12 protein-coding genes and 1 pseudogene are annotated in these 18,675 nt (G+C 71.8%); 6 read left to right on the forward strand and 7 right to left on the reverse strand.

The window, feature by feature from the left end:
- The first annotated feature begins 159 nt into the window (after window positions 1–159).
- Both ACIA5F_RS24310 and ACIA5F_RS24315 read left to right on the forward strand, forming a co-directional pair.
- A complete protein-coding gene (locus ACIA5F_RS24310; RefSeq protein ID WP_399356335.1) occupies window positions 160–3,153 on the forward strand; it encodes a hypothetical protein in 2,994 nt (997 codons plus the stop codon).
- A gap of 251 nt (window positions 3,154–3,404) precedes the next feature.
- Window positions 3,405–3,677, forward strand: a pseudogene (locus ACIA5F_RS24315) (transcriptional regulator); the annotation flags it as partial.
- A gap of 66 nt (window positions 3,678–3,743) precedes the next feature.
- Here the strand turns inward: ACIA5F_RS24315 and ACIA5F_RS24320 are convergent.
- Together ACIA5F_RS24320 and ACIA5F_RS24325 are read right to left on the reverse strand one after the other, a co-directional pair.
- Window positions 3,744–4,442 (reverse strand): type 1 glutamine amidotransferase domain-containing protein, encoded by a 699-nt coding sequence (locus ACIA5F_RS24320; protein ID WP_399356337.1) that lies wholly within the window; start codon window positions 4,440–4,442, stop codon window positions 3,744–3,746.
- 13 nt (window positions 4,443–4,455) lie between these two features.
- Complete coding sequence (locus ACIA5F_RS24325; RefSeq protein WP_399356339.1) at window positions 4,456–4,950, reverse strand: MarR family winged helix-turn-helix transcriptional regulator; 495 nt, start codon at window positions 4,948–4,950, stop codon at window positions 4,456–4,458.
- A 392-nt stretch (window positions 4,951–5,342) separates the two neighbouring features.
- Here ACIA5F_RS24325 and ACIA5F_RS24330 point away from each other — a divergent pair, with 392 nt between their 5' ends.
- The 4 genes from ACIA5F_RS24330 (at window position 5,343) to ACIA5F_RS24345 (ending at window position 9,691) form a co-directional block, all read left to right on the forward strand.
- Window positions 5,343–5,873: a GNAT family N-acetyltransferase gene (locus ACIA5F_RS24330; protein ID WP_399356341.1), complete on the forward strand. Its 531-nt coding sequence runs from the start codon at window positions 5,343–5,345 to the stop codon at window positions 5,871–5,873.
- 490 nt (window positions 5,874–6,363) lie between these two features.
- A complete protein-coding gene (locus ACIA5F_RS24335) occupies window positions 6,364–6,966 on the forward strand; it encodes an RICIN domain-containing protein (RefSeq protein ID WP_399356343.1) in 603 nt (200 codons plus the stop codon).
- Window positions 6,967–8,234: 1,268 nt separating this feature from the next.
- Window positions 8,235–8,867: an RNA polymerase sigma factor gene (locus tag ACIA5F_RS24340; protein WP_399356431.1), complete on the forward strand. Its 633-nt coding sequence runs from the start codon at window positions 8,235–8,237 to the stop codon at window positions 8,865–8,867.
- A 113-nt stretch (window positions 8,868–8,980) separates the two neighbouring features.
- A complete protein-coding gene (locus ACIA5F_RS24345) occupies window positions 8,981–9,691 on the forward strand; it encodes a hypothetical protein (protein WP_399356345.1) in 711 nt (236 codons plus the stop codon).
- 1,316 nt (window positions 9,692–11,007) lie between these two features.
- On the opposite strand, the gene ACIA5F_RS24350 is transcribed toward ACIA5F_RS24345, so the two are convergent.
- The 5 genes from ACIA5F_RS24350 to ACIA5F_RS24370 all read right to left on the reverse strand — a co-directional run bounded on the left by ACIA5F_RS24350 (window position 11,008) and on the right by ACIA5F_RS24370 (window position 18,612).
- The gene (locus tag ACIA5F_RS24350) at window positions 11,008–11,544 is read right to left on the reverse strand and encodes a hypothetical protein (protein ID WP_399356347.1); all 537 of its coding nucleotides are present in this window, start codon (window positions 11,542–11,544) and stop codon (window positions 11,008–11,010) included.
- 45 nt (window positions 11,545–11,589) lie between these two features.
- Window positions 11,590–12,873 carry a MinD/ParA family protein gene (locus ACIA5F_RS24355; RefSeq protein ID WP_399356349.1) on the reverse strand — a complete coding sequence of 428 codons (1,284 nt, stop codon included), beginning with the start codon at window positions 12,871–12,873 and terminating at the stop codon, window positions 11,590–11,592.
- A gap of 76 nt (window positions 12,874–12,949) precedes the next feature.
- Entirely contained in the window at window positions 12,950–13,546 is a 597-nt protein-coding gene (locus ACIA5F_RS24360; RefSeq protein ID WP_399356351.1) for a sigma-70 family RNA polymerase sigma factor, read from the reverse strand.
- Between the two features lie 348 nt (window positions 13,547–13,894).
- Window positions 13,895–15,187, reverse strand: a complete 1,293-nt coding sequence (locus tag ACIA5F_RS24365; protein ID WP_399356353.1) for a S8 family serine peptidase — start codon at window positions 15,185–15,187, stop codon at window positions 13,895–13,897.
- Complete coding sequence (locus ACIA5F_RS24370; RefSeq protein WP_399356355.1) at window positions 15,184–18,612, reverse strand: right-handed parallel beta-helix repeat-containing protein; 3,429 nt, start codon at window positions 18,610–18,612, stop codon at window positions 15,184–15,186. Before ACIA5F_RS24370 ends, ACIA5F_RS24365 begins: the two co-directional genes overlap by 4 nt.
- Between the last annotated feature and the right edge of the window lie 63 nt (window positions 18,613–18,675).

Here is an 18,675-nt window from a genome sequence, read left to right on the forward strand (position 1 = left end):
GTTCGGGTGGGCGGGTGGGTTCTGTTGGGCTGTGCGGGTCGGTTTCCGGGGCGTCCGGGTGGCGTGCACCGGTGGTGTGACGTCTGTCCGGTGAACGGTTGTCCGTTCGTGTTACCAAGCGCTGTTGGGGGCGGTCCTGTGAGTGGAGTGAGGGAACTGATGCATGGCTCTTCCGGCAGACGGCGGCTGAGCGTTGCCGTCTGCGCTGCTGCTGTTCTGGCTGCTCAGGCCGTGGGCCTGGCCATGGCCCTGCCCGCCGCACCCGCGACAGCCAAGGCGGCTGAGGTCAGAACGGTCCCCGGGACTCCGGGGGTACCGCAGGCGCCGACCGTGGTCTACGCCGAGGATTTCGAGAACAGTACGGGTGCGACACCGATCCTGCTGCCCGCCTACGTCGGGGCGCCACCGCAGAACGAGACGTACACCGCCGACCCGGTGTGGCTGAACCCGGCCCGCTGCAACGGCATCATCCTCGACCAGTCGGGGGCGAATCAGCCCGACTGCCTGGCCGAGAGCGCTCTCGCCATGGGCAACCTCAGGGCGCTGGCGGGCATCCTGGGACAGGTGAACGGCGCGGCGACGCCCGGGACCAACCACGCGGTGTCCGCGTACACGGACGGCGCGAATCCGGGTGCGGACAAGGTCGAGTTCCAGACGGTGAACCCCATCGCCATTCCCATGACCGGGCGATTCATCACGTTCTCGGTCGATGCCGCAGCGGTCAACTGCGCGGTCTCGGCGCCGTTGCTCAAGTTCTATCTCACGGGCGGCGGGCCGGACATTCCGACCTTCAGCTCGCCGATCAATCCGTGCACCGACCCGAGAACACAGAACTTCGCCGGGGGCCTGGTCCAGGCCGGGTCGTTCCCGAGCAACGGATCGGTGCTGTTCACCGGGGCGTCACTGGGCCTGAAGATGATCAACGGCCAGGGCAGCGGCGACGGCAACGACCACGCGTTCGACAACATCCGCATCCTCGATGTGACACCGCAGCTGGACAAGTCGTTCGCCCCGCCGACGATCACCACGGGCGGGGTCTCCACCCTCACGCTCACCGTCACCAACACCACCGATCTCGCCTCCAAGACCGGCTTCGGCCTCACCGACGCCCTGCCCGCCGGGGTGACGATCGCGGCCACTCCGAACGCGGCCACCACCTGCGGCGCGGGCACGGTCGCCGCGACCGGGGGCGGCACGTCGTTCTCCCTCACCGGCGGCGCACTGGCCGCCGGCCAGGCATCGTGCACGGTCACGGTCAACGTGACTTCCACCGCCTCCGGCAGCTATGTGAACGGGCCCGGCCAGACGACCGTGACCGGTCTCAACCCGCCGGCGGACGCCACGCTCACCGTCGGCTCCGCCCCCTCCATCACCAAAGCGGTGACCGAGGCGTCGTACGTCGCCGGGCAGACCCTGCACTACACCTACACGGTGACGAACAACGCGACCCAGCCGCTGACCAACATCCAGGTCACCGACACCGGCCCCGGCACCCCGACCGTGACCTGTCCGGCGGGACCGCTGGCCGGGGGAGCCTCGGTGGACTGCACCGCCACCTATACGGCGACCGCCGCGGACGTCACCGCCGGTCAGATCACCAACACGGCGACCCTCACGGCGACCGACGCCGGCGGTGAGGCGGTGACCGCGGGCAGCAACCAGGTCACCGTCATGCCGCGCGCGCTGACCATCGGCAAGGCAGCCACCGAGCAGGAGTTCACCGCCGCCGGCCAGACCATCCACTACACGTACACCGTCACCAACACCGGCGGCGTCACGCTGACCGGCGTGAGCGTCGACGATCTCACCCCGGCGGTCAACGTCTCGGCCTGCGCGAACACCACCCTGGCCCCCGGAGCGATGACCACCTGCCAGGGCACCTACACCACCGCCGCCGTCGACGTCACGGCCAAGAACATCCCCGACCAGGCAACCGCCACCGGCAACGACCCTGGCGGACAGCCCGCGACAGCTACCAGCAACGAGGTCAACACCCCCCTCGCCGCCCTCTCCGTCGTGAAGGACTCCACCGAGACCGAGTTCACCGCCGCCGGGCAGACGATCCACTACACGTACACCGTCACCAACACCGGCGCCGTACCGCTCACCGGCCTGAGTGTTCAGGACGACGGTCCCGGTAGTCCGGCGGTCACCTGCCCGCCCGGCCCGCTGGCCCCGAACGCCTCGGTGGACTGCACCGCCACCTACACCACCACCGCCGCGGACGTGACGGCGGGCGAGATCGTCGACACCGCCACCGCCTCCACCACCGCCCCCAGCGGCCGGACCATCACCGGCACCAGCAACACCGTCACCATCCCCTACCGGCCCACCCAGGCCGACCTCGCCGTCACCAAGACCGGTCCCGCCAACGTCACCGCCGGCGGCAACGTCTCGTACACCATCACCGTCTCCAACAACGGTCCCGCCAACTCCACCGGCTGGACCCTCACCGACCCCATCCCCGCCGACCTGAACGGCGCCGCCACCACCACGGCCGGCTGCACGGTAGCGGGCGGCACCCTCACCTGCACCGGCGGGCCCCTGGCCGACGGCGCCAGCACCGACATCACCCTCACCGGCACGGCGGCGGCGAGTGCGACGTCGATCGTGAACACCGCGACCGTCGACGGCGACGACCCCGACCCCACCCCCGGCAACAACACCAGCACCACCACCACCAAGATCTCCAAACTGGAGATCACCAAGAAGCAGAAGGGCGCCGCGACCGTCAAGGCCGGCGAAGAGGTCGAATACACGATCACGGTGAAGAACACCGGGACCGCCGCCTACACCGAGGCCAACCCCGCCTCCTTCACCGACGACCTCACCGAACTCCTCGACGACGCCCGCTACAACAATGACGCCCTCGCCACCCGCGGCGACGTCTCCTACAGCGAACCGGTCCTGGAATGGTCCGGCGCACTCGCCCCCGGACAGACCGCGACCATCACCTTCTCCATCACCACCAACGCCCGCCCCTTCGGTGACCTCAGACTCCTCAACACCGTGGTCTCCGACACCCCCGGCAGCAACTGCCCCGCAAACGGCAGTGAAGCCGCCCGCGGCACCGACGCCCGCTGCACCACCAAGGGCACCGTCGACGCCAAGGACAAGGACAAGCACCGCCCCCGCGCGGCCCGCACTTCCTGACCTGTGAAGCATGTGGCCCGGGACGCGAGCGCGCGTCCCGGGCCACCGCCATGTCCTGAACGGGCGGCAGGGTTTCCCGGGGCATGGGGCATGGGGCATGGGGCAGAAAGGCCGATCAGCCATGAGGCCAGGAAGAGCAGCAGAGTGCCCGTGACAGGCGCGTCACCGGGAGCGTGCTGTCCGGTTGAGGTTCCCCCGGTGTGCGGGAGGTGCTGATCAGCTGGTCAGAGCGGGGTGATGGGTGTTCAGGTTCGCTCAAAGCCTGGCGCGAGGGCAAGCAGCAGCCGTCGCGGGCGAGCCGGGAGAAGATCGAACGCGCCTACCGGGCCGTACGCCGCCAGAACGTCGCCGCGCATCTCCTCGAACGCCTCAACCGTGACGGCCGTGGTACCCGCATCGAGATCCACCCGCTCGACCAGTCGCAGGTCCCCCAGCGCAACAAGCGCGTCCTCACCCACCGGGAGATGAACGTCCGCCGCTGGGACCGCCTCGTCGGAGCGTGGGCAGCCGGGGATCACCGGGGTCAACCCCCGGAAGCCTCCCGGACGCATATCGCCGGGAGGCTTCTGGAGGGCGGGCCGGGGCTGGTCTCAGCTGAGGTGCTTGACGACCGCGTCGGCGACCGCCTTGGCGCTGCCGGGGTTCTGTCCGGTGATCAGGCGGCCGTCCTCGACGACGTAGGTGTCGAAGGGCTTGTCGGCCGTGCTGTACGACGCCCCGAGCTTCTTGAGCTCGTCCTGGAGGCTGTAGGGGACCGCGTCCGCGCGCTGGGCGAGCTCCTCCTCGTGCCAGGAGAATCCGGTGACGTTCTTGCCCTTCACCAGGGCTTCCCCGTTACTGAGGGTGACGTCGAGCAGGCCGCACGGTCCGTGGCAGACCGCCGAGACGATCCGGTCGGTCTCGTAGAAGCGGGCGATCAGGGTTTCGAGCGTCTTGCTCTGGTGGAAGTCGAACATCACGCCGTGTCCGCCGGTGAGGTAGATCGCGTCGTAGTCCTCCACGTCGACTTCAGCCACTGACGTGGTGTTCTCCAGCTTGTTCATGAACTCCCGGTCGGCGTAGCGCTTGCCGGTGCCCAGCTCGCCGAGCACGGTGTGGGCCAGGCTCTCCGGGTCGATCGGGACGTGGCCCCCGTCGATGCTGGCGACCGTCAGCTCGAAGCCGGCCTGTTCGGCGACATCGTAGAAATGGGTCAGCTCACCCAGCCACAGCCCAGTGCGGTAGCCGACCTTCTCGTACTCGCCGACGCTGGTGACGATGATCAGAATGCGGTTGGTCCTGGCGGCCATGACGGCCTCGCTCTCAGAGTTCTTCTACGGACGCGGTCCGGCCGCTGCGACGGGCCTCGTCCCTTGCCTGGCGGGCCAGGCGGGACAGCAGCGACCGGAACTGCTCTTGCTCGGCAGGCTCCAGGGCGGTCAGCACCGCTTCTTCGGCCGAGGTCATCTTGTTCTGCAGCTTCTGGAAGGTCTCGATGCCCAGTGCGGTGGCCACGACTTTCCGGGCCCGCCGGTCCGCCGGGTCCGGCTGCCGCTCGACCAGCCCCGCCTCGACCAGGTCATCGATCACGTACGGCAGTACCGACCGGTCGATTCCCAGGTACCCGGCCAGCTGTGACTGGTTGGGTATGTCTTTGCGCACCACGGTGTAGAGCAGCTGGTACCCGCGGTCACCGCGCGGAAGACCGGCGGTACACGGCTCCACCCGCGCCTTGTAGTGACGTGTGAGCATCCCTATCGACCACCCCAGGTCGCAGTCGGCCTCTTCGGTGTGCGTGTCATCGCTATCGCCTGCCATTGCTCCACCCTAACTCTGGATCGTATGGATCGCAACTCAGTTGAAGTGCATACGTTTAAGTCTCGCGGCGCGACAGCCACCTGCATGCCGACGAGCCCAGGCAGGCCGAGGACGCCCCTGACGGCAGAGCCCAGAGCCAAGCCGGGGCCTCCCAGTGCCGTCATTTCTCCTCACCCTCCACGAGCTGGTTGATCAACAACCGCCACCGAAACCCGTCGCCAAACGGCTGTTCTTACGGTTCGGTCCGCGATGGATGGCGGGTGCAGCTCCGTCCCGGGGGCAGCTGATCTGGGGTGTGCGACCCGATGACCAGCCCGGAGGTGTTGTGATGGGCGGTGCCCGGTCGGGATATTCGCTGGTCGCCGCCTGCCGATGGTGGTCATGCTGTCGCGATGGATCCAGTGACTCTTGAGACCGGCCGTCTGGTGCTGCGGGCCTTCACAGCTGCCGACGTGGACGCGGTGTACGAAGCCTGCCAGGACGAGGACATCCAGTTCTGCACCCCGGTGCCGGTGCCGTACCGGCGTGCGGACGCGGAGGAGCTCGTCGGTGAGAAGCTGCCCGTCCAGTGGGCCGAGGACAGGGACTACACCCTCGGCGCGTTCCGCAAGGACACCGGCGTCCTGGTCGGCTCGTACTGCCTGACCCTCATCAGCCGCGGCGTCTGGGAGCTCGGTTACTGGGCGGTCAAGGAACAGCGCGGACGCGGATACTCGGTCGAGGCCGCCCGGGCCCTGTGCGACTGGGGCTGGGCCACCCTCGACGTCCACCGCATCGAGTGGTGGGCCATGGCCGGGAACACCGGCTCGCGTGCCGTCGCCCAGAAACTCGGCTTCACCGTCGAAGGGACACTGCGCCATCGCAGCATCGCCAACGATGGCAAGCCGCACGACTGGTGGGTGGGCGGACTGCTGAGGCCCTGATGCCCGGGCCGATGCTTGGCCGGTTACGTTTGCTCTTCTGCAGGGAAGTTCCCCGCTCGACAACAGACCCCCGATGGCGGGCCGGCGAGGGAAAGCTGTCAGGCCCGTTCGACTCCCGCTTCCCGCAGGACCGTCCGCTGGTGTTCGGTGAGCTGTTCCAGCCGCTGTTTGTGTTGGTGGCGCACCGCCAGGGTCACCAGTGCTGCCGGGGCCGCTGGTCCGGTCAGGCAGGCTGGGGTGGGGGCTGCCGTTGTCCTCTCGCGTCTGCGGATCCGCATCCGGGTTCTGCGGATACCGGTGCAGTTTCGTAGGCGTGTCTGCGGTGCACCCGGATGGATGCCTGTGGCTTCATGGCCTCGGTGTTCCCGGTGGTCATACTTCCGGATACCCGCCGTACCCGCTGTGCCGGACGGGGCGTTGAGCAGTCCCGGGGCGGCCCGCACGGATTCCTTCCCTCCCCCCCCCATGACCTGATGGAGTGTGTTTGCCCATGCCTCTTTCACGTACCTCCGGACCCGCCGCGCGCGGTCTGGTCCTGATCGCCCTCGCCGCCCTCGGACTGGGCACCGCCTCCGCCGCCGGCGCCACCCCCATGGCGGCCCCCGTACGGCCTGCCGCTCCTGCCGCGGCGGTGGTGGAGCCCGGCGTCCACACCATCCGCGCGCTCCACTCCGGGAAGTGCCTCGCCCCTCAGGGCGACAGCACCGCCGACGACGTCCTGATCGTGCAGCAGACCTGCGACGGCCGCCCCTCCCAGCGCGTCACCGTCCAGAGGATCCACGACCAGGACCAGAAGCCGCACCTCCGCTTCGTCACCGACGCCGGCAAGTGCTGGAACGTCGAGCGGAACAAATGGAATCCATGGGCGCGGATCACCCAGTACCGCTGCCAGAACCGGCCGAACGAAGTCTTCGACCTTCTCACCTACCACCCCTGGAGCGGATCGCAGATCACTCCCACCTTCAACCCCAACGTCCTCTGCCTCCACACCTACGACGCCACGACGGCCGACGGCGCCCACATCATCCAGCTCGCCTGCAATCCCCCCGGCAGCGGGGACCGCAACGACACCTTCACCTTCGTCCCCGCCTGACCACCCCCCTCACCTTCCCCCGGTGCCCGCCCGTTCCGTCCCGGAGAGTCCCGTATGCGCCGGGGTGTGGAGACTCCGGTACTGCCCTGCCCGGCGGGCCGGCGGGCGGACCGAAGGCGATGCAGCTGTCCCGCGGTGGCGGTTGTCCCGGACGGCGGCCGGTTGTGGTGAACCAGGGCGTCCGGTTCAGGGGCAACCGCTGGGTCGACGCGGCGCCTGATTCACTCGTGTGGGTGATTCTGGGCCGGGGTGGGCCCTGCGTCCGTGCGGAGAGTGTGCTGTGTCCGCTTTCCCGCAGCAGAAAGGGCTGACCCCTGTGAGGGGCATCATCGATGAGCTCCTTGAGATCGCGGAACATTTCCTGCACTTGCTCAAAGGCGGCTGATTGCCGGGTCACCACAGGCACCACCGGTCTTTCCGCGGCCGGGAGCCGACCGGGGCGATGTGCCGACCGGGGGCGATGCCGCCCTGCGGGGCAGGAGTTCCGGGCGGGGTGACGGCGCGGGGGAGAATCCGCCAGTATCACGCCTTGTGCCGCATATCCCCCGCCATATATCCCCCGCCACCCTCCGGGTAGCGGGGGTCCACATCGGCACGATTGACCCGGTACCGGCCGGGCTGTACGGAATGGTCCGGGGGTGCGTCTGCCGCGGGTGACACCGTTCTCACGGCAAACTGGTGATGATGGGGGCAATGATCGGCACGATGTGTCCGATGACAGCGAGAAGTTCGTCGGTCCAGTTCACGGGTTTTCCTCTTCAGCCGGTAGGGATTGCAGGGACGCGTATCGTGCCTACCGTGCCGCGCACCCGCGATAGTGCCCGTGGCCAAACCACCTATACGGGTGAATCCCCCTGGGGAGGTCGTGGCGGTCCTGCGGCCGGGGAAGGAGCCTCCGGCGCGACACCGGCCGACCGGTCTCCGGTTCGAGACGGCTTGTCACCGACGGCCCGTGCCGACCACCTGGCACCCGTTCCGATGCCGGCCCTACGGACCCCCGCCACCGTCTCGTACGCCGGTCTTCGGTGTACCCGGAGGCGGTGTCTGCGGCCTCGTCCCTTCCGGATCACCGTTCGTCCTGTTCCCGGGTGTCCGCCGTACGGGACGGGGAGTTGGATGGTTCTGGGACGGCCCGTACCGCCTTCTCCTGCTTCCACGACCTTTGACGGAGTGTGCTGGGCGCCGACTCTCAGCGGTGTGACGTGTGTCACGGGAACTCGCCGGGGCGTCGTACCAGAGAAAGGGACATGGACTATTCGGATCCAGAGATGAGGCTGCGGGTGCGGGCCGGTGACCGGGACGTGTTCGGGCAGCTCTTCGACGCGTACGCGCGCTCGGTGTACAACCACGCGTACCGGCTCACCTGGGACTGGTCGGTGGCGGAGGACGTGATGTCGTTGACCTTCCTGGAGGCCTGGCGCCAGCACGGCCGGGTCAGCGTGGAGGGCGGGTCGTTGCGGCCGTGGCTGCTGGGCATCGCGACCAACCTGGTCAGCAACCAGCGCCGGGCCGCCCGACGGCACCGGCAGGTGCTGGCCCAGCTGCCACCGGTGCCCGAGGAGGTTCCCGACTTCGCGGAGGAGGCGGCCGGGCGGATCGACGACGCGGCGCGGATCGCCGCCCTGCAGGGGGCGTTGGCGCGGTTGCGGCGACCGGACCGTGAGGTGCTGGCCCTGTGCGTATGGGCGGGCCTGGACTACCAGGAGGCCGCCGAGGCGCTCGGTGTGCCGGTGGGCACCGTCCGTTCCCGGCTCTCCCGCGCCCGTGCCAAGCTGCGCCACCTCACCGAGGCGGCCGCCCGTCGGGGCCCGCAAGAAGAAGGGGAACTCAACCGCACCGCACACCAGATGAAGAGTGGACCCGCGACCGCGGGTCTGTCCCCCAAGGAGGTACACCAGTGAACGCCGACCAGCGGCCGGAACCGGTCGAACGCGCCGAACCGCTCGGGCGACTGCCCCTGCCGGCCAAGCGCGACCTTCCGCCAGGACGCCACGCCCTACATCGGGAGCTTCTGATGCGCCAGATCGACCTCGACACCCCCGCCACCTCGCCCACCAGGCAGCCTGCCCGGCCGCGGCTGCGACGACGACTGGCCTTCACGCTCGTCGGCGCCCTCGCGGCGGGTGCGGCCGTGGTCGGCGTCCCGCTCTACGAGCGGGCGACCGTGGTCGACGTCCCGCTCCACGAGCAGGCCGGCAGTAAGCCGTTGAACTCCAGCGCGCTCGCCAGCTGGACCGCCAGCCCGACTCATGTGGACACCTCTAAGGGCTCGGGCGCCGCTACTCTGAAACGGTGCCTGGACACGATGGATGGCGACGACGGCCCCGCCACGATCACCAACGCGGACCTCCGCGGCAAGGTCACCTCCATGGTCATCAGGCGTGGCGGCACCAACGTGCTCTGCTACGTCGCCCCGGAGAACGGCGTCACCTGGATGCAGATCGGCGACACGAAGCCCGTCGCGCCCGATGTGATCACCTACGAAACGGGCAGTGCCATCGGCGCCGACCCGGACATCTTCAACCAGGCCACCGGCTTGGCCGGGTCCGACGTCAGGTCAGTCACCATGACGGCCCAGGGCCGCACCTTCGAGGTCATCGTGGAGAACGGCCGCTGGACTGCCTGGTGGCCCGGCTCCCCCGAGGACAAGGGCGGCGTTCTCGACACGGCCACCCTCACCTTCACCGACGGCACCACCCGCACCATCCCCGGGCCCTCCCTGTGAGCCAGTGAGCCAGTGAGGCCGGCGGCCGCGTCGCGCGGGGCCGGGCAGCCTGCGGGCCGGCCTGCTCCCCGCGGGCTGCCGCACGGCGCAGGTGGTGAAGTGGCCTGCTGACCGACTGGAGATGGTAGATGCGCGAGCAAGGTCCCTGCCGGAGAGGTCCGGCAGGGACCTTGCTCTCCGCGTTACGGTCGCGCCAGCCTGAACGGGATGATGCTGCCGGTGTCCGACGTGCTGCCCTCACCGGTGTGGAGCGGCTCGGGGGACTCGTCCCGTGACAGCCCGGTGGTACCGGCCTTGGGCATCGCTGAAACCTGAGAGGGGCCCGCCCCGGCCGCGCCGCGCCTCCCCCCGCCGGGCCTCGCCGACCGCAACAGCCGGACCCGCCCGGCCGTGACACGCACAGCTGCGACAGCCCCGTGGTTCACACCTGACCTGCGGAGCTGCCCCCGGCGTGAATCATCGCAGCGCGTACTGCGGCATGACGGACGGACCGCCCGGGAAGCCGGCCAAGTACCCCGAGCCCCTCCTGCCGACGGTCCCCGGGAACGCCTAGTGCTGTGACCGGAAAGGTTCACCGGCCCGCGACGCCCGGCACGGCGCCTCGCCGCGTTGTCGGACCACGCAAGTACGTCCAGTACAAGCCGTGACCCTCCGCCTTGCGATCCACCGCACCGGACGCCGCGGGCCTACCGGCAAACCTTTCCGGTCACAGCACTAGAGGCCCCCAGCAGTACACCCGCTGTACGGGCGCCGACAGCACGAAACCCCGGGCACGACGCGCTGGGACGACTGATCAAGTCCTGGGAGTCCGGCGGCGACCGGGCCGGACCCGTGGACTCCGAGTTCGAGTACCTGGTCCGTACCGACGGCCCGTCGGTGGTGACCACCAAGACCCTCCAGGAGCCCTGGAGAAGGAGACGGAAGCCGAGTGGCAACCGCAGGTCAGAGCACGGGCGAGGCCGCGCGCAGCCAGTTCGGCGGGGCTCGTCATCTCGATCACCGCCTACTTCGGGTTCGGCTCGGGCGGCTCTGACACGGGCCGGATGCGCGACATCCAGGTTGCTGTATCGCCCTTCCATGCCGCCGCGATCATTGCCGCCAGGGACGACGACGCGGTCGTCCAGGAGGACCTCGCCGCCGAAGTCGTGGCCGCCGGCGCCCGGGATGCCGAACAGCGCGAAGCGGCCCGGCTCTCCGAGCGCGCCGACCAGCTCCAGGCGCGTCGATACCTGGCTCGCCGTCCAGATCGAGCTCACGGCCGACGGAATTCAGGGGTCGGTCGAACTTCCCTACGTTGTCAGCGGGAGGCCCAGCCCCTACCAGGGGCTGCTGCTGCTCGTCGATGTCGCGCTCCCGGAGGTCGAGGGCGGGGTACCGAAGACGGAGCCGCCCGAGGAGGACCGGGTGGGGACGGAGGCGGGGCCGGCGGCCGTACGGCGGGCGGGGGTGTCCGCCGTCGACTGTGTGGTGGTCCGGGCCGGCGCCTCCCGGACCGTCTCGCGCGGGCGCTCGGCCTCCTCGCCGACGCGCTCCAGGCGCAGCACCAGATTGCGCTCGTGCTGGTTGCCTCCCGGCCAGTCCACGTCCTTGCTGGTGATCGTCTGCGTACGGACGCCGCCCACTGTCTCCCAGCGGCTCCTGACCGCGCGGACGTTGGGCCGCCACCGGCCCTCGTGCTGGTGTTCCACCTCCAGGTGCCAGCTCGGCGCGTCCACGTGCCGGACCGTCCCCACCTCGCCGGGGACCTCGATCCGCGCCCCGCGCGCGCCGGACACGGTGACCAGCGCGCGCTGCGGCCAGTCGGCGTCGAGACCGATGACGGTGATCCGGCAGGGGCCCTCGTACCAGGCCATGGGTGCTCTCCAGTGTTCTCGGGACGGGTGAGGCGGAGGGCGGCGTCAGCCGCGGGGGAAGTTCTGGGCGACGAGCGCCGCCAGTTCGTCGTACGCGGCCCGGGTCCGGCCCCGCATCCGCGCCGGGTCGACCTCGCCACCCCGGGCCAGCTGGCGGTCGTACGGGACGGTCACCACGGCCCGGCAGCGCTGCCGGAAGTGGGCCACAGCCTCGTCCGTCCGGACCAGCCGCCCCGAGGACGACCGCACGCCGGAGACGACCATCACCGCCTGGCGCGCCTTCTCCTCGTGGCCGAGGGCGGTCAGCCGGTCGAAGACGAGACCGGCGCCGCTCATGCCGTCCACGCCCGGCGTGGTGGCGACGACCAGCTGGTCCGACAGCTCCAGGACCGCGCGCAGGGTGTCGTGCGGCATGCCGGTCCCGGAGTCGGTGAGGACGATCGGGTACTGGCCGCTGAGCAGGTCGACGACCTGCCGGTAGTCCCGCTCGCCGAACGTCCGTGGGTCCGCCGGGTCCGGGTCGTGCGCCACGACCTCCAGGCCGCTGGGGGTCTGCGAGGTGAACGCCCGGATGTCCATGTAGGTGCGCAGCCGGGGGAGCGCGGCCACCAGGTCGCGCACGGTGGCGCCGGACTGCCGCTGCACCCGGCGGCCCAGGGCGCCCGAGTCGGGGCTCGCGTCCACCGCGACGACCCGGTCGGCCCGCTCCCGCGCCAGCACCGCGCCGAGCGCCAGGACGGTGGTCGTCTTCCCGGCCCCGCCGTTCAGGCCGATCACCGCGATCCGGTGGCTGCGCAGCAGCGGGACCCGGAGGGCGTCGGGGACACCGCCCGGCACCCCGCGCCGCCCGATCCGCAAGAGCGAACGAGGAGCACGCCGGGCCGGCCGCGCCTGCGCCACGGGCTCCGCCGGACCGGCCGGGACCGGCGGGAGCGGGTCCGCGGCCTCCACCTCGGCCTCGGCCTCCACCTCGGCCTCCACCTCGGCCTCCACCTCGGCCTCCACCTCGGCCTCCACCTCGGTCCCCGCCCCGGTCTCCGGCGGGTGCTCCCGAGCCGGCTCCGGAGCCACCGCCACCGGTACGGGCTCCGCCGGGGCGGCGCTCACGGGTACGGGACCGGCGGATACGGGCTCCACGGGCGGGGGCTCCACGGGCGGGGGCTTCACAGGCGCGGGCTCCACGGGCGCGGGCTCCGCCGGTACGGCTTCGGCGGCCGGCTCCGGCGGGACTTCGCTCCGCCTCGTGCGCCAGCGCTCGGGGCTGTAGTCGGGCGCGTCCGTCCAGTGCTCGGGCGCGTCCATGTCGTTCCTGGCTACGACGGTGACCACCTCGGCCCCCTTTCGTCGGTCGCCCGGAGGAACGGCCCGGCGGGTGCGGCCGGTTCAGACGGCGCGCACCGGGCCCTCACGCCGGGGCGAGACCGTGCCGCTCCAGGACGGGGCGCAGCGCCCGTACCGCGTAGAAGTTGCGGGACTTGACGGTGCCCGGCGGGATCCCGAGCACCGCGGCCGCGTCCATGGTCGAGCGGTCGTTGAGGTGCAGTTCCACCAGCACCTCCCGGTGGTGCTCGGGCAGTTCGGCGAGCGCGTCGTCGACGGCGTGCGCGGTCACGACCTCCTCGTACGGGTCGTCCGGGGCCGCGCGGTCCTCCGGCGTCCCGTCGCCCAGCTCCTTCGCCCGGGCGCACTGCGCCCGGAAGTGGTCGATGGAGATCCGGCGGGCGACCGTGAAGAGCCAGGGGCGGCCGTGCTCCGGGCCCCGGGTCAGCGCCTGCGGATTCTGCCAGGCGCGCAGGAACGTCTCCTGGAGCATGTCCTCAGCCTTGCCCCGGTCCCCGCTGGTCAGGCGGAGCAGGGAACGCAACAGGGCGGAGGCGTGCAGCCGGTGGAGCTCCGCCAGGGTGTCACGGTCCATGGTGGGGCGGGGCCGCGCCTGCGCGCGGACGCCCGGTCCCGTCCCCTCGCGGACCGTGCCGCCGACGGCGTGTTCGTGCGTTCTCACCCTGGTCGTTCCTCCCCCGCCGCGCGTCGACGACTCTGGGGCGGCGGACGGCGGCATCGATCGACCGACGGCTCCGGGCACGTCGGACTGGTCGGGGACGACCTTGGCAGCCTTGGCTAACGCTTCGCTAACGCCCGGGTGTGATCGCGGCTCGTCCGGTGACGCGCCGCCCAAGGGTGTCGCAGAAGGCTCGGCCCGGGGCATTCTGCCTGTACGGGTGGGGTGTTACGGGCTGAGCCGGCGTGGCGGCCTTCCCGCCCGGGCGGCGGGAACGGCGGTGATCGCGGACGGCGCCTGCCTCGGCCCGGGCCGCACGACCCCGCCCGGGCCGATCCTTCTGCAACACCCTCAGACCGGGTCCGGGCCGCTCCCCCTCACTGCTTCCGGAGCACGGTAGTCGCCCGGCCGCCACTGCCGTCGGCGGCCTCGCGGCACCACGGCGGCGGCCCCCGCCACCCCCGCCAGCACCGCCAGGGAACCCGCCGCCACCCACCAGGCGGACCCGGCGGCGGACGGACCCGGCGCGGGCGCCATCGCCACCCCGGGCGCCGCCGCCCGCCCGCCCGGGGCCGCCGCGCCGGGCCGCTCCTCGGGGAGCACGGCCGTGACGGCGGCGATCGGGTCGACGGAGCCGTACCCCCGCACCTGGTCCGGCACCGGTTCGCCCGGTCCCGACGTGGTGGAACGGAGCCGGTGGACCAGGGCCCGGACGCCCAGCTCCGGCCGGCGGCCCAGGACGAGGGCCGCCGTCCCGGCCACCAGCGCGGTCGCGTAACTCGGCCCGGAGGCCGTGAAACTGCCCCGGCCGCCCGGCCCGGGGCCCGTCACCGCCTCTCCGGGCGCCGTCAGGTCCACCCGGCCCTCGGGGGTCTGCCCGGACACCTTCCCGCCGGGGCCGGTCGCCGCCACCGACACCACCTGCGGGTGCGCCGCCGGGTACGCCACGTCCTTCGCCCCGTCCGGTGCGGCCGGGGCGATCACGACCGCGCCCTCGGCGACCGCGTACTGCACGGCGCTCCTCAGTGCCGGGCTGTCCGAACCCGTCACCGCCACCACGGCGATCACCCGGGCGCCGCCGCCGACCGCCTCCCGGATGCCCTGGGCGAGAAGCTCAGGGGTGGTGTTCCCCCGGCGGTCGGTGACCGGGACGTCGAGGATCTGCGCCCGGGGCGCGATCCCCGCGAAGCCCGCCCCCGGGGTGCGGGCCGCCGCGATCAGACCGGCCGTGAAGGTGCCGTGACCGGCGCAGTCCGCGGCCGGGCCGGCGTCGAACCGGCGCGGCGTCCGCTTCAGCCGGTCGCCCAGCAGCCCGGCGGTGTCATCCACCCCCGAACCCACCACGGCCACCGTCACCCCGGCCCCCTCGGACAGCGGCCAGACCGCCTCCGGGCGCAGCAGCGCCTGGGGCCACGGCAGTCCGGCGACCTTCCGGTCCGACGCCTTGCGGCAGGTGTCGTCGGAGAGCAGCTGCGTGACGGCGGGCAGCGAGGCGGGGTCCGTACCCGCCGCCCCGGTCCCGGGGGAGCCGGTCCCGCCGTCCGGGCCGGGCACGGCCGCCGCGCTCCCCGGCAGCAAGGTCAGGGTCCCGCACAGCAGGACCGCCGCGAGGACCGCCGCCCCGCCCCGCGCACCCCGGCTCACGCGACACCGTCCGGCACCCGGTCCCAGGGCACGTCCTGCGGCAGCAGCAGGCTCAGCTCGGCCATGTCGTCGACGTCGTCGAGCCTGCTGAGCCGGCCGGCCTGCCGGGTGATCATCGTCTCCAGGACCTGGCGGGCGAAGCGGCCGTTGCCGAAGTTCCGGTCGCGCGGCACCGCCGCGAACAGCTCGCCGAGCGCCGACAGGGTCTCGGGCGGGCACACGTAACCGGCCTTGTCGGACAACGCCCGCACGATCCGCACCAGTTCCTCGTCGGTGTAGTGATCGAAGACGACCGAGCGGGAGAAGCGGGAGGCCAGGCCCGGGTTGGAGTCCAGGAAGCCCCGCATCTCGTCGGCGTACCCGGCGACGATCACCACCACCTCGTCGCGGTGGTCCTCCATCAGCTTCATGAGGGTGTCCACCGCCTCCTGCCCGAAGTCGTTGCCCGTGCCGCCGCGCGGCGTCAGCGTGTACGCCTCGTCGATGAACAGCACGCCGCCGCGCGCCCGGTCGAAGGCGTCCTTCGTCAACTGCGCGGTGTGGCCCACGAACCGGCCCACCAGGTCGGCCCGCGCCGTCTCCACCAGCTGGCCGCCCGGCAGCACGCCGAGCTCGGCGAGCAGCTGCCCGTACAGCCGGGCCACCGTCGTCTTGCCGGTGCCGGGCGGGCCGGAGAACACCACGTGGTGGCTGATCGTGGCCGTCGGGAGCCCGGCCTCCTTGCGCCGGTTGACCTGCTTGATCAGATTGACCAGGTCCTCGACCTGCTCCTTGGCGGCGGGCAGTCCGATCATCGCCCTCAGCTCGTCGAGGAGTTCCGTCCTGCGCTCCACCGGCTCGCCGGACGCCGCGGCCGCGGCCGCCGCGGCGGCCGTCGCCCCCACGTCCTGCGGCTTGAGCAGCGCCAGATCGGTGTTGGCGATCTCGGGCAGCGCGGCCAGCCGGGACGCCTGCCGGTCCACCATCTCCTCGAAGACCTTGCGCGCGGCCCGCCCGTTGCCGAAGTCGGCGCCCTTCGTCATGGCCCCGAAGTGCAGCGTCAGCGCCTCGCGGGTGCCGTCGGCGAGCTGGTAGCCGTGCGAGGCGGCGGACATCGCCACGATCGTGGTCAGCTCGTCGTCCCCGTAGTTCTCGAACTCCACCGTGCGGCTGAACCGGGACGCCAGACCCGGGTTGGAGTCGAGGAAGCCCCGCATCTCCTGCGAGTACCCGGCCACGATGACCACGACCTCCTCGCGGTGGTCCTCCATCAGCTTCACCAGCGTGTCGATGGCCTCCCGGCCGAAGTCGGGCCCGCTGCCGCCGGTCCCCTGCGACAGCGTGTACGCCTCGTCGATGAACAGCACGCCGCCCAGCGCCCGCTGGAACACCTCCGTCGTCTTGATCGCCGTCCCGCCGATGATCGACGCCACCAGGTCCGCCCGCGCCACCTCCACCAGGTGCCCCGACGGCAGCACGTCCAGCTCGGCGAGGATCGAGCCGTAGAGCCGGGCCACCGTCGTCTTGCCGGTACCGGGCGGCCCCGCGAAGATCAGGTGGCGGCTCATCGGCAGCGCGGGCATCCCCGCCAGCTCCCGGCGTCTGGCCAGCTTGTTGAGGTTGACCAGGGTGGCGACCTGCTCCTTCACCCCGTCCAGGCCGACCAGCGCGTTCAGCGCCTCCAGCGGTCCGTCCGGCTTGCGCGACGCGGCGGGCGCCGCCGCCTGCGCACCCCCGCCGCAGGAACCGCCCGGCGTGCCCTCGCGGGCCTCCTCCCCGCGCGGCCCGCCCGCCGTCGCCCCCGGCCCGCCGCCCGCCGCGGCCATCTCCCCGTACGAGTCCGGCAGGCCGTTCTCCGCGCTCGTCAGGTTCTCCACCGCGAGCCGCGCCGACGGCTTGAGCCGGCGCAGCCCCGAGCCCCCGTTCCCGGAGACCGCGCAGTCGTGCACCCGTACCGCCTCCGTGGAGTCGACGCGGATGCCGTCGCCGGTGTTGTCCACCGCCTCGCACCGGTTCAGCGTGGCCCGCCCGCCCTCCGCGACCCGGAAGCCGTACCGCCGGCAGGACCGCGCCCGGGTGCGGGCCGCGGTCAGCTCCCCGCCGTCCTCGACGAGCACGCCCTCCTGCGGCGAGTCGGTGATCTCACAGTCCCGCAGCGTGGCCACCCCGCCCCTGCCGACCGACACACCGGCCGCGCCGGTCTCCCGGACCGTGGTGGTGCCGACGTACACGTCACCGCCGTCGGCGATCCGTACCCCGGCCTGCCCGGTGGCGGAGATCTCCGAACCCTCCACGCGGCCCCGGCCGCCCCGGGTCACCTCCACCCCGGCCCCGGCCACGTCCGACACGTTCAGCCGCCGCAGCATCGGGTTCGCGCCCTCCAGCACGCGCACCCCCACCGCCGCGCCGCCGCGCACCTCCAGCCGGTCGAAGTCCGGCGCGCTGTCCCCGGTCAGCTGGACCCCGGCCTCCTTCGCGTCCCGCACCGAGCACCGCTTGAACGAGGGGCCCGAGGACTCCTCCACCCAGATGCCGGTGCCCTCGGCCGCGATGACCTCGCACTCCTCGAAGGCGCCGCGCGAACGCCCCGTCACATGGATGCCGTTGCCCTTCGTCCGGGAGATCCGGCAGCGGCTCAGCACCGGGTCGGTGCCCTCGGCGAGCGCGATGCCGTGCACCTTCGTGGCGGACACCGAGCACTCCTCCAGCACCACCCGCTCCTTGGAGCTGATGTACACGCCCAGCAGGCAGTCCCGCACCGAGGTCCGCACCACCCGGGTGGTGCTGTTCTGTTCCAGGGCGATGGCGGGCTTGTCGGTGGCCGAGATCTCGCAGTCCTCGATCAGCCCCCGGCCCTCGCCGTTGGCGCACACCCCGTTGCCCCGGGCGTCGCGCAGCACGCAGTTGCGGAAGATCGGGTTGGCCCGTTCGCCGATGACCACCGCCGAGGTGCCCAGGTGCTCCACGACACAGCCGTCGATCACGCTGGTGCCGGTGGACGTCTCCACGATCCCCGCGCCGCCGGGGTTGGTCACCCGGCAGCCCCGCATCGCCAGCGAACCCTGCTGCCGGGTGAGCACGGCCGTCCAGGCGTTGCCCACCACCTCGCAGTCCTGGAACGCCGCCTGCCCGCGCGGCACGTCCACGGCGGGCAGCTCGTCGTCCTGCCCCTGGAGCACCAGACCCGTCAGCTGTACCGCCTCGGCCACCACCTGCACCACCGTCCCCCGGGGCGGCACGATCCGCACGGTCCCGTGCGGGTCCTCGGCGGTGATCGTCACCATCTTGGTGATGACCAGGTTCTCCTCGTACCGGCCCGGACGCACCGAGATCACCGCACCGCTGCGCGCGGCCTCCAGGGCCGCCCCGATCGTGCGGTAGGGGCCGCCGGAGGACGGGCGGTCGCTCTGCGCCTCGGCGCTCACGGTCAGCACATGGCGCGACATGCGTGGATGTTCCCTTCGTGGTGGGCCCTGGGGACGGGCCTCAGGAGCGTGGGCCTCAGGAGC

Origin of the sequence: Streptomyces sp. NPDC051567 (assembly GCF_044454165.1) — a bacterium.
Taxonomy (GTDB): Bacteria; Actinomycetota; Actinomycetes; order Streptomycetales; family Streptomycetaceae; genus Streptomyces.